Origin of the sequence: Actinomadura logoneensis, from assembly GCF_003428695.1 — a bacterium.
Classification (GTDB): Bacteria; Actinomycetota; Actinomycetes; order Streptosporangiales; family Streptosporangiaceae; genus Spirillospora; species Spirillospora logoneensis.
The window spans coordinates 1-11,016 of the sequence record NZ_QURH01000264.1; the positions used below are offsets into that span (position 1 = coordinate 1).

11 protein-coding genes and 1 pseudogene are annotated in these 11,016 nt (G+C 74.7%); 9 read left to right on the forward strand and 3 right to left on the reverse strand.

What is annotated here, in order from left to right; genetic code table 11:
- Both DZF91_RS15695 and DZF91_RS15700 read right to left on the reverse strand, forming a co-directional pair.
- Positions 1-913: pseudogene (locus DZF91_RS15695) on the reverse strand (hypothetical protein); the annotation flags it as partial.
- Positions 910-1,650, reverse strand: a complete 741-nt coding sequence (locus DZF91_RS15700; RefSeq protein WP_456236648.1) for an ABC transporter ATP-binding protein — start codon at positions 1,648-1,650, stop codon at positions 910-912. The pseudogene DZF91_RS15695 and the gene DZF91_RS15700, both read right to left, overlap by 4 nt.
- Before the next feature lie 134 nt (positions 1,651-1,784).
- On the opposite strand from DZF91_RS15700, the gene DZF91_RS15705 reads away from it, so the two are divergent.
- From DZF91_RS15705 to DZF91_RS15715, 3 genes are all read left to right on the forward strand, one after another.
- On the forward strand, positions 1,785-3,023 hold the full coding sequence (locus tag DZF91_RS15705; protein WP_235834325.1) for a sensor histidine kinase: 1,239 nt from the start codon (positions 1,785-1,787) through the stop codon (positions 3,021-3,023).
- Entirely contained in the window at positions 3,011-3,688 is a 678-nt protein-coding gene (locus tag DZF91_RS15710; protein WP_117358210.1) for a response regulator, read from the forward strand. The genes DZF91_RS15705 and DZF91_RS15710 overlap by 13 nt, the downstream gene beginning before the upstream one ends.
- Before the next feature lie 152 nt (positions 3,689-3,840).
- Positions 3,841-4,725, forward strand: coding sequence for an alpha/beta hydrolase (locus DZF91_RS15715; RefSeq protein WP_117358211.1), 885 nt, complete (start codon positions 3,841-3,843; stop codon positions 4,723-4,725).
- Here the strand turns inward: DZF91_RS15715 and DZF91_RS15720 are convergent, their stop codons facing one another.
- Positions 4,726-5,655 carry a LysR substrate-binding domain-containing protein gene (locus DZF91_RS15720; protein ID WP_117358212.1) on the reverse strand — a complete coding sequence of 310 codons (930 nt, stop codon included), beginning with the start codon at positions 5,653-5,655 and terminating at the stop codon, positions 4,726-4,728.
- A 143-nt stretch (positions 5,656-5,798) separates the two neighbouring features.
- On the opposite strand from DZF91_RS15720, the gene DZF91_RS15725 reads away from it, so the two are divergent.
- The 6 genes from DZF91_RS15725 (at position 5,799) to DZF91_RS15750 (ending at position 10,984) form a co-directional block, all read left to right on the forward strand.
- Positions 5,799-7,235, forward strand: a complete 1,437-nt coding sequence (locus tag DZF91_RS15725; protein WP_117358213.1) for a 2-hydroxymuconic semialdehyde dehydrogenase — start codon at positions 5,799-5,801, stop codon at positions 7,233-7,235.
- Between the two features lie 10 nt (positions 7,236-7,245).
- Positions 7,246-8,058, forward strand: coding sequence for a 2-keto-4-pentenoate hydratase (locus DZF91_RS15730; protein WP_117358214.1), 813 nt, complete (start codon positions 7,246-7,248; stop codon positions 8,056-8,058).
- Positions 8,055-8,813 (forward strand): 2-keto-4-pentenoate hydratase, encoded by a 759-nt coding sequence (locus DZF91_RS15735; protein WP_235834326.1) that lies wholly within the window; start codon positions 8,055-8,057, stop codon positions 8,811-8,813. Before DZF91_RS15730 ends, DZF91_RS15735 begins: the two co-directional genes overlap by 4 nt.
- Positions 8,810-9,292, forward strand: a complete 483-nt coding sequence (locus DZF91_RS15740) for a RidA family protein (protein WP_235834327.1) — start codon at positions 8,810-8,812, stop codon at positions 9,290-9,292. Before DZF91_RS15735 ends, DZF91_RS15740 begins: the two co-directional genes overlap by 4 nt.
- Positions 9,289-9,861 carry a 3-hydroxyanthranilate 3,4-dioxygenase gene (locus tag DZF91_RS15745; protein WP_117358215.1) on the forward strand — a complete coding sequence of 191 codons (573 nt, stop codon included), beginning with the start codon at positions 9,289-9,291 and terminating at the stop codon, positions 9,859-9,861. The genes DZF91_RS15740 and DZF91_RS15745 overlap by 4 nt, the downstream gene beginning before the upstream one ends.
- A gap of 76 nt (positions 9,862-9,937) precedes the next feature.
- The gene (locus DZF91_RS15750) at positions 9,938-10,984 is read left to right on the forward strand and encodes an amidohydrolase family protein (protein WP_117358216.1); all 1,047 of its coding nucleotides are present in this window, start codon (positions 9,938-9,940) and stop codon (positions 10,982-10,984) included.
- Positions 10,985-11,016 lie beyond the last annotated feature (32 nt).

The following is an 11,016-nucleotide window of genomic DNA, read 5'->3' on the forward strand; positions in this document are numbered from 1 at the left end:
CGGGCAGCGCGACCCGCAGCGCGTCCGCGATGACGCGTCCGCGCACCTGGCCGGGCGTGGCGCCGACCGCGCGCAGCAGCGCGTACTCGCGCGCCCGCCGCCGCACCTGGAGTCCCAGCAGGCCGCCGACGACGATCAGCGCGGCCATCAGGGACGTGCCGCCGACGCTGGACGACAGTTCGATCATCTCGGGCCGGACGGCCGCGACCGACGGGTCCTCGGCGTCGCCGCGCGCCGAGCCGGTCAGCACCTCCAGACCGGGCGCGGCGGCGCGCAGGTCGGCGGTCTTCGTGCCGGGGTCGGCGAGGACGCCCAGCGCGACCGCCTGCCCCGGGTGCCCGCTCAGCGCGGCGGCGGTGCCCGCGGCGAAGTAGGCGCCGGAGCCGGAGCCGACGAGGCCGGTGACCCGGTAGGGGGTCGGCGGCCCGTCCGCCTGGAGCCGGACCGTCCCGCCGACCGCCGTCCCGGCGCTCGCGGGCAGCACGACCTCGTCGGGCGCCTGCGGGGCACGTCCCCGTGCGAGCGCCACCGGCCCCAGTGCGGCCGAGTCCCAGCCGTGTCCCGACAGCGTGACGCCACCGGCCGTGACCAGCGGGAAAGCCACGTCCGCGACGACCGCGCGGACCCCCGGCACCTGCCGGAGCCGGTCGGCGGCCGAGACGGGGATGTGCGGCGGTTCGGTCCGCGGCCGGTACTTCATCCGCGGCTCGGACCCGACCTCCTTGGCCTTGATCCCCACGCGACCGGGGGCCGTGACGACCGCGCGGGCGGCGCCGTACCGCTCGGTCGGGGCGTGCGCGCGCAGCGCGGACTCCAGCAGCACCCCGAACGCGCCGACCAGCACGGTCGCGAGCAGCAGGGTCACGAAGACCCCCAGGGACGCGCCCTGGAGGTCCGAACGGCGGGGCCTCACGCCGCCACCCCGTCCCAGCGGGCCAGCACGGACGCGACGGTCGGGGAGACGAGCTCCTCGACGATCCGGCCGCCGTCCAGGAACAGCACCGAGTCGGCCCAGGACGCGGCGACCGGGTCGTGGGTGACCAGCACGACCGTCTGGCCGGACCGGTCCACCGCCTCGCGCATCAGCCGCAGCACCTCGCGGGCCGTGCGCGGGTCGAGCGCGCCGGTCGGCTCGTCGGCGAACACGACCTCGGGGTCGGTCACCAGGGCGCGGGCCAGGGCCACGCGCTGCTGCTGGCCGCCCGACAGCTCGCTCGGCCGGTGCCGCATCCGGTCGGCCAGCCCCACCCGGGCCAGCACCGACGCGATCCGGTCCCGGTCCACCGCCCGGCCGCCGAGCCGCAGCGGCAGCGCGACGTTCTCCTCCACGTCCATGGACGGGATGAGGTTGAAGGACTGGAAGACGAACCCGACCCGCTCGCGCCGCAGCCGGGTCAGCGCGGACTCCCGCAGCCGCCCGAGCTCGGCGTCGCCGATCCACACCGTGCCGGCGGTCGGCCGGTCCAGCCCGGACGCGCAGTGCAGGAAGGTGCTCTTGCCCGAGCCCGACGGCCCCATCACGGCGGTGAACCCGCCGCGCGGGAACGCCCACGAGACTGCGTCGAGCGCCTTCGTCCGCCCGTAGGACCTGGTCACCGTGTCGAGGCGCACCGCCGGCAAGGCGGGCGTCCTGCTCATCGCGCTGTTCACGTCACCGACGCTACGGACGCGGAGATCACCCGGCATCGGGGCGCGCCCCCGAACCGATGGTGTAGCCGGCTACACCATCGGTTCGGGGGCACACCCGGTCCAGGTGACGGTCCGGGTGCCATACCGTGATCGGTGTGAGAGGGGTGCTGAGCAGGTCGTGGCAGGCCGTCGTCTATCTGACGGTCGGTCTCGTCAGCGCCGTGCCCGGACTCATGGGCCTCTACCTGGTGCCGTTGACCCTGCTTTTCGGCGCGGTCTTCGTCGCGCTGCCGTGGCTGCCGATGCTGATGCGCCCGGTGATGTGGCTGGCCGGGTTCGAGCGCCGCCGCGCGTCCCGCCTGCTGGGCCGGGAGATCGCCACGCCCGAGCCCCCGGCCCCGACGGGCTCGGCGCTGGAGGACGGGGTGCGCCTGATGCGCTCCCCGGTGCTGTGGCGGGTGCTGGCCTGGCTGCTCCTGCACGGCGTCCTCGGCCTGGTGGCGGGCCTGTTCGGCGCGCTGATCTGGCCCTCGGTGCTGTTCTCCCTCTCCATGCCGGCGTGGTGGTGGGCGGCACCGGACGGCTCGGTGTCGGCGCTCGTCCCGCTGCACACCTGGCCGCAGGCGCTCACCCTGCCGTTCGCCCAGGCGGCGATGTACGTGGCCATCGCGCTGTGGGTGCTTCCGTTGATGGCACGGGGGCAGGCCCGGCTCGCCGAGCTGCTGCTGTCGCCGCCGCGGCGGCGCGAGGACCTGCGGGAGCGGGTCGAGCGGCTGACCGAGACCCGCGCCGAGGCGCTGGAGGCGCACGGCGCCGAGCTGCGCCGGATCGAGCGCGACCTGCACGACGGCACCCAGGCCCAGCTCGTCGCGGTCGCGCTGCGGCTCGGGCTGGCCGACCGCCGCTTCGCGACCGACCCGGACGCCTCCCGCGAGCTGTTCCTGGCCGCGCGGGACGGCGTCGAGGAGGCGCTGACGCAGCTCCGGACGGTGATCCGGGGCATCTACCCGCCGATCCTGTCCGACCGCGGGCTCGCCGGGGCGGTGCGCGCCCTCGCCGGGGCGCAGCCGATCCCGGTGCGCCTGGACGTGCAGGCCGACGGCCTGCGCGCGCCCGCCGCCGTGGAGGCCGCCGCCTACTTCGTCGTCGCCGAGGCCCTGACCAACGTCGCCAAGCACGCGGGCGCGTCGACGGCCGAGGTCGCCGTCCACCGGGACGGGCCGGTGCTGCGGGTCCGGGTCGCCGACGACGGCAAGGGCGGCGCGGACGAGATGAGGGGCAGCGGCCTGGCCGGGATCCGCCGCCGCGTCGCCGCGCTGGACGGCGAGACCCGTATCGACAGCCCTGACGGCCGGGGCACGACCCTGGAGGTGGACCTGCCGTGCGGATCGTGATCGCCGAGGACAACGTGCTGCTCCGGGAGGGGGTGACCATGCTCCTGGAGTCCGGCGGGCACGAGGTCGTGGCCTCGGTCGGCGCCGGGCCGGAGGTGGTCCCCGCGCTGCTGGAGCACCGTCCGGACGCGGCCGTCCTGGACGTCCGGCTGCCGCCGGGCTTCCGCGACGAGGGGCTGCGCGCGGCGATCGAGGCCCGCAGGGCGATCCCCGGCCTGCCCGTCCTGGTGCTCTCGCAGTACGTGGAGGAGACCTACGCGGGCGAGCTGCTGTCGGACGGCGCGGGCGCGGTCGGCTACCTGCTGAAGGACCGCATCGGCCGGGTGGACGAGTTCCTCGACGCCCTGGACCGCGTGGTCTCCGGCGGCACGGCCCTGGACCCCGAGGTCGTCGCGCAGCTCGGCGGCACGGCCCTGGACCCCGAGGTCGTCGCGCAGCTCATGTCGGTCCGGCGCGACCCGCTGAGCTCCCTCACCCCGCGCGAGCGCGAGGTGCTCGGCCTGATGGCGCAGGGCCTGGACAACACCACGATCGCGACGACGCTGGTGATCACCGAGCGGTCGGTCGGCAAGCACATCGGCGCGATCTTCGCCAAGCTCGGGCTGCCGCCCTCCGACAGCGGCCACCGGCGCGTGCTGGCCGTCCTGGCCTACCTCAACGCCTGAGCCCCGGCCCTCAACGCCTGAGCCCGGCCTCCGCGCTTCGGCCGCGACCCCGGCGCGTGAGCGCTGCCGAGGCGGCCGGGCACGAGCTGGGCGGAGGCTGGACGGGGGCCGCGCGCGCCGGCGGAGGCGGCCTCCGGCATAGGCTGCGCGGCATGGACCTGCGTGACGATCCCACCGAGGGCCTCAGCGACGAGCAGCTCGACCTCGCCTACAACGTGCGCCGCAAGGCGGGCCCGGAGCGCTTCGCGGCGCTGATGAAGCGCTACCGGGCCGACTCCGACGCGGCCGTGGACGGCCTGCCCGGCACCCGCGACATCCCCTACGACGAGCGCGGCGGCGAGCGGCTGGACGTGTGGGGCACCGAGGACGGCGAGATCCGCCCGGTCTTCGTCTTCCTGCACGGCGGCTACTGGATGGCGGGGGCCAAGGAGGACACCGCCTTCATGGCCCGGATGCTGCACGGCCAGGGCATCGCGACCGTCGTCCCCGACTACACGCTCACGCCGAAGGCGACGGTCGAGGAGATCGTCCGGCAGGTGCGGGCGGCGGTCGCCTGGGTGTGGCACCACGGGCTCGAGCACGGACTGGACCCGCAGCGGATCGTCGTCGGCGGCAGCTCGGCGGGCGGCCACCTCACCGGGATGACCATGGTCGAGGGCTGGCAGGAGGAGCTGGGCCTGCCCGCCGACGTCGTCAGGGCGGCCATGCCGTTCAGCGGCCTGTTCGACCTGCGCCCGATCCCGCGCCTCTACGTGAACGAGACCGCGCGGCTGGACCAGGAGTCGGCCGTCCGGCTCAGCCCGGCGTTCCAGCCCATGGAGCGGCGCTTCCCGGCGGTGTTCGCGGTCGGCGAGGACGACGGCGAGGGGTTCGTCGAGCAGTCGCGGCGCTTCCAGCCGCACTGGGGCGACGGCGAGCTGCTGGTGGTGCCGGGCCGCGACCACTTCGACGTCATCCTCGACCTGCAGGACCCGGACACCCAGGTCAGCCGGGCCCTGCTCGGCCTGTTCGCCACCCTCCGCGAGGACCTGACCTGATCAGGAGCCGGTGATCTCGGCCGCCTGCGTCCGCAGGTGGTCGAGCATCAGCCGCGCCGACGGAGTGAGCGGGCGCCGGTCCGGGATCGTCACCCCGACCTGGCGGCGCACCGGGTCCAGCGGCAGCGGCAGCGGCGCGACCTCGGCGTCGGTGCGGGCCACCAGGTCCGGCAGCGCCGCGATCATGTCGGTGTCGCGGACCAGCGTCCGGACGGTCAGCACCGAGGTGCACTCGACCAGGTCGGAGGGCAGCGGCAGCCCCCGGTCCCGGAACATCCGCTCCAGCTCGCTGCGCAGCGCGGTCTGCTGCAGCGGCAGCACCCACGGGTAGTCGAGCAGGTCGGCGAGGGTCAGGCCGGCCCGGTCGCGGGCGGGGTGCCCGGCCCGCGCGACCAGCCGCACCGGCTCCCCGTACAGCACGATCTGGCGCAGCCCCCGCTGGTCGTCGATCGGGTTGAGCCGTCCGAGGACCATGTCGATCTCGCCGTCCAGCAGCCGCGGCACCTGGGCGTCGAAGGTCGCCTCCTGCACGATCACGGTGATCCCCGGCCGCTCCCGCTTCAGCGCCGCGATCGCGCGCGGCAGCAGCACGTTCGACCCGGCGAGCAGGGTGCCGATGGTGACCGTGCCGACCTGGCCGTCCGCCAGCCCGGTGATCCGCTCCCCGGCGCGGCGCAGCTCGGCCAGGACGGCGCGGGCGTGCTCCACGAACGCCTCGCCGAAGAGCGTCGGCGTCATCCCGCGCGGCCCGCGGGTGAACAGCTCCACGCCGAGGATGTGCTCGACCTCGCGCAGGCTGCGGGTGACGGCGGGCTGGGCCAGGTGCAGGTGCTCGGCGGCGCGCAGCACGCTGCCGTGGTCGGCGATCGCCGCCACCAGGACGAGGTGGCGGAGCTTGAGCCGCCCGTTCAGCAGGTCGATGGCGCGCATGGCGACGTTCTACCAATAACGTTCTCGCTATAGCAAGCGTGCTGTTCGGTATTGGACTCGCATAGCGGGTGGAGAGAGGATCATTCCACGGACGCCGTCCCCTCCGGGGACGGCCGGGACGGACGACGGCGGAGGCGAACGGTATGCGGGTGCGGCACTACGTCGGCGGCGGGTTCCGGACGGACGGCGCGCCCTTCGCGCTGGTCGACCCGGTCACGGGCGGCGAGGTCGGCACCGCTCCGGAGGCGCCGCGGGCCCTCGTGGACGAGGCCGTCCGGTCCGCCCGCGCCGCGCTGTCGGGGGAGTGGGGCGCGGCGTCCCCCGAGGAGCGGTCCGCCGCGCTGCGCCGGATCGCCGACGGCATCGACGCCCGCTTCGAGGAGTTCGTCGACGCCGAGGTCCGCGACACCGGCAAGCCCCGCGAGCTGGCCGCGACGGTGGACATCCCGCGCGCGGCAGGTAACTTCCGCGCCTACGCCGACCTGCTGTACGGGCGCCCGGAGCGCGCCTACAGCACCCGCGTCCCCGGCTGGAGCGGCGGAGCCGGCCAGGCCCTCAACTACACCGTCCGGCGCCCGCTCGGCGTGGTCGCGATCATCTCCCCCTGGAACCTGCCGCTGCTCCTGCTGACCTGGAAGGTCGCCCCGGCCCTGGCGGCCGGGAACGCGGTGGTCGCCAAGCCGTCGGAGGAGACCCCCACGACCGCCACGCTGCTCGCCGAGGTGATCCACGAGGCCGGCCTGCCCGCCGGGGCGTTCAACCTCGTGCACGGGCACGGCGCCGACGCCGCCGGGGCCTTCCTCACCGGCCACCCTGGCGTGGACGCGATCGCCTTCACCGGCGAGTCCGCCACCGGCGCGGCGATCATGCGCAACGCCGCCGACCACGTCACCCCCGTCTCCTTCGAGCTCGGCGGCAAGAACCCGGCGCTGGTGTTCGCCGACGCCGACCTCGAGGCCGCCGTGGACGGCACCGTCCGGTCGTCCTTCACCCACTCCGGGCAGATCTGCCTGTGCACCGAGCGCGTCTACGTCGAGCGGCCGGTCTTCGACGAGTTCGTCGAGCGGCTCGGCGAGCGCGCCCGCAAGCTCGACGGCTACGGGCCGATGATCTCCGCCGCGCACCGCGACAAGGTGCTGTCGTACTACCGGCTCGCGGTCGAGGAGGGCGCGACGGTCGTCGCGGGCGGCGGCGTCCCGGTGTTCGGGGACGACCGCGACAACGGCTTCCACGTCGAGCCGACCGTGCTGACCGGGCTGCCCGAGCAGGCCCGGACCGTCCGCGAGGAGATCTTCGGGCCGGTCTGCCACGTCGCGCCGTTCGACACCGAGGAGGAGGCGGTCCGGCTCGCCAACGACAGCGAGTACGGGCTCGCCGCGACCGTCTGGACCCGCGACCTCTCCCGGGCCCACCGTGTCGCGCCCCGGATCGAGTCGGGCATCGTGTGGGTCAACTGCTGGAACCTGCGCGACCTGCGCACCCCGTTCGGCGGGGTGAAGGCGTCGGGGATCGGCCGCGAGGGCGGCGAGTACTCCCTGGACTTCTTCTCCGAGCCCGTGAACGTCTGCATCCAGATCTGAGAGCGAGACCGTGACCGAGACCGCGACAACCGCCGTCGAGCAGGCGGCCGACCGCATCCTGGCGGCGTACGCGAGCGGGACGCCCTGCGACCCCGTCCGCGACCTGGTCGCCACCCCCGACGACGCCTACGCCGTGCAGGAGCGGCTGACCACCGCCTGGCTCGTCGGAGGCCGCCGCCTGGTCGGCCGCAAGATCGGCCTGACCTCGCCCGCCGTGCAGCGCCAGCTCGGCGTGGACACCCCCGACTTCGGGATGCTGTTCGCCGACATGGCCGTCCCGGACGGCGCGGAGATCCCGGCGGGCGCGGTCATGCAGGCCAGGGCCGAGGCCGAGGTCGCGCTCGTCCTGGAGCACGACCTGACGCACGAGCGGCACACCGTCGCCGACGTCATCCGCGCGACCGCGTTCGCGCTGCCCGCGATCGAGGTCGTCGGCAGCCGGATCCGCGACTGGGACATCACGCTCGCCGACACCGTCGCCGACAACGCCTCCTGCGGCATGTACGCGCTCGGCAGCCGGCCCGTCCGGCTCACCGACGTGGACCTGCGGATGTGCGGCATGGTGCTGGAGCGGCGCGGCGAGCAGCTGTCCACCGGCACCGGGGCGGCCTGCCTCGGGCACCCGCTGAACGCGGCGCTGTGGCTCGCCGACACCCTCGTCCGGGTCGGCCGCCCGCTGCGCGCCGGGGACACCGTGCTCACCGGCGCGCTCGGTCCGATGGCCGCGGTCGCGCCCGGCGACGTGCTGGAGGCCCGCATCGACGGCCTCGGCGACGTCCGCGTCGCCTTCCAGAAGGAGTCCGCGAAGGAGGACGCGTCGTGACCGACGTGAGGGGACTGGCCGCCCGCCTGGACGAGGCGCGCCGCGACGGCCGCCCGATCGGGATGCTCAGCGCGTCGGAGCCCCGGCTGGACGTGTCCGCCGCCTACGACGTGCAGCGCGCGGGCATCGAGCTGCGGCGCCGGAGCGGCGAGCGGTTCGCGGGCGTGAAGATGGGCTTCACCAGCCGCGCGAAGATGGTCCAGATGGGCGTGGACGACGTCATCTGGGGCCAGCTGACCGACCGGATGCTGATCGAGTCCACCGCCGAGGTGTCCGGGCTCATCCACCCGCGCGTCGAGCCGGAGATCGTCTTCCTGGTCGGCCGGGACGTGACCCGCGCCGCCGACGTGGACACGGCCGTCGCCGGGGTCGCCGTCGGCTACGAGATCCTCGACTCCCGCTACGACGGGTTCAAGTTCACGCTCGCCGACGTGATCGCCGACAACGCCTCGGCGTCCGGGTTCGGCGTCGGCGCCTGGCGCGACCCCCGGGACGTCGCCGGCCTCGCGAACGTCGGCATGATCCTGGAGATCGACGGACGGGTCGTCCAGACCGGCTCGTCCGCGGCCATCCTCGGCGACCCGATGCGGGCGCTGCGGGCCGCCGCGCGGCTGGCGACCGACGCCGGGATCGTGCTGCGGGCGGGCGACATCGTGCTCGCCGGAGCCGCGACCGCCGCCGTCCCGCTGCCCAAGGACGCCCACGTCCGCGTCACCGGCGCGGGCCTCGGCTCGGTGGAGGTGACCACCAGGTGAGCGACGCCGAGCGGACCGAGTCGGCGAACGGCGCCGAGCGGAGCGGCCCGGGCAACGGCGCGATCCTCGTCGAGGGCAAGGCCAAGCCGCGCGGGCGGTTCCCGCACCTGCGCCGCGCGGGCGACCTGGTGTTCGTGTCGGGGACCAGCTCGCGGCGCCCGGACGGCACGTTCGCCGGGGCGAGCGCCGACCCGATGGGCGTCACCGACCTCGACATCCGCGCGCAGACCCGCGCGGTGATCGAGAACATCCGCGACCTGCTGGAGGCCGCCGGGGGCGGGCTGTCCGACGTCGTCAACGTGACCACCTACCTGGTGAGCATGAACGACTTCGGCGGCTACAACGAGGTCTACGGCGAGTACTTCGACGAGACCGGGCCCGCCCGCACCACCGTCGCGGTGCACCAGCTCCCGCACCCGCACCTGCTGATCGAGATCTCGTGCGTCGCGCACATCCCCCAGAAGGAGACCGGGACATGACGCTTCCGAAACTGGTGCACGGACGGCCGTTCAACTTCCAGGCGTGGATCGACGAGCACGAGCACCTGCTCAAGCCGCCGGTCGGCAACAAGCAGGTGTTCGAGGACGCCGGGCTCATCGTCATGGTCGTCGGCGGCCCGAACCAGCGCACCGACTTCCACGACGACCCGCGCGAGGAGTTCTTCTACCAGCTCAAGGGCAACATGGTGCTGCGCGTGATGGAGGAGGAGGGCAAGCCCCCGGTGGACGTGCAGATCAACGAGGGCGACGTGTTCCTGCTGCCCCCGCACGTCCGGCACTCGCCGCAGCGGCCCGAGCCCGGCTCGGTCGGGCTGGTCGTGGAGATCCCCCGCCCGGAGGGCGAGCTGGAGTCCTTCGAGTGGTACTGCACCGAGTGCCACCACCTGGTGCACCGCGCCGAACTGCAGGTCCGGTCGATCGTGGACGACCTGCCGCCGGTGTTCCAGTCCTTCTACGACGGCGACCGCCGGTGCCCGAACTGCGGTGCCACGCACCCGGGGAAGCAGTGGCCCGAGGCGATGGTCCCGAAGACCGCGCCGCGCGCCTGACCCGACGACAACGTCCCTCCCCGGCGGCGCGTCCGCCGGGGGGAGACGCGAGCACGCCCGGAAAACGGAGGTCCCCGTGAGCGTCTTCGATGTCCACGCGCACGTCTTCCCCCGCATCACCCGTGCGGAGGGGAGGCTCCTGAGCGACGCGGACGAGCCCTGGTTGCGCGACCACGGCGACGGCACCGGAATGATGATGAGCGGCGCCGCCGAGTACCGGCCGGTCGAGGAGGGGCTGTGGGAGCCCGCCCGCCGGCTGGCCGACATGGACGCCGCCGGGGTGGACGTCCAGGCGGTCTCGTCCACGCCGCTGATGTTCGGGTACGAGGCCGACCCGGCCCGCGCCGCCGACTGGTGCGACCTGGTCAACGACCGCATCATGGGCTACTGCGCCGCCGACCCGGCCCGGCTGCTGCCGCTGTGCCAGGTGCCGCTGCAGCACACCGCGACGGCCTGCGAGGTCGCGACCCGCGCCGCCGCCGCCGGGCACCGGGGCGTGCACATCGGCAACCACGTGGGCGAGCGGAACCTGGACGACGGCGCGATCGCCGAGTTCCTGGCGCACTGCGCCGCGCTCGGGCTGCCCGTGCTCGTCCACCCGTGGGACATGATGGCGACCGACCGGATGCGCGGGCACATGCTGCCCTGGCTGGTCGGGATGCCCGCCGAGACGCAGCTCAGCATCCTCGGGATGATGCTCGGCGGCACGTTCGAGCGGCTGCCGCGGACGCTGCGGATGTGCTTCTGCCACGGCGGCGGCAGCTTCGCGTTCCTGCTCGGCCGCGCCGACAACGCCTGGCGCAACCGCGACATCGTCCGCGCCGACTCCCCGCGCCCGCCGTCGGAGTACACCGACCGGTTCCACGTGGACTCGGCCGTGTTCGACCCCCGCGCGCTGCGCCTGCTCGTGGACGTCATGGGCGTCGAGCGCGTCATGCTCGGCACCGACTACCCGTTCCCGCTGGGCGAGCAGGAGCCCGGCGCGACCGTCCGGGCCTGCCCGGACCTGACCGACGCCGACCGCGCCGCCATCCTCGGCGGCAACGCCGAGCGGTTCTTCGCGCCCGCGGCCGTCCCGGCGGACCGGCCGGCGGACCGTCCGGCGGCGGGACTGGTCTCATGACGGCGGCGGGCACCGCGCCGGGCGGCGAGGCC

Coding starts and splice junctions, on each gene's coding strand:
- DZF91_RS15715 (WP_117358211.1), top strand. CDS start 3,841: ATGGACCTGCGTGACGATCCCACCGAGGGCCTCAGCGACGAGCAGCTC.
- DZF91_RS15720 (WP_117358212.1), bottom strand. CDS start 5,655: ATGCGCGCCATCGACCTGCTGAACGGGCGGCTCAAGCTCCGCCACCTC.
- DZF91_RS15725 (WP_117358213.1), top strand. CDS start 5,799: ATGCGGGTGCGGCACTACGTCGGCGGCGGGTTCCGGACGGACGGCGCG.
- DZF91_RS15745 (WP_117358215.1), top strand. CDS start 9,289: ATGACGCTTCCGAAACTGGTGCACGGACGGCCGTTCAACTTCCAGGCG.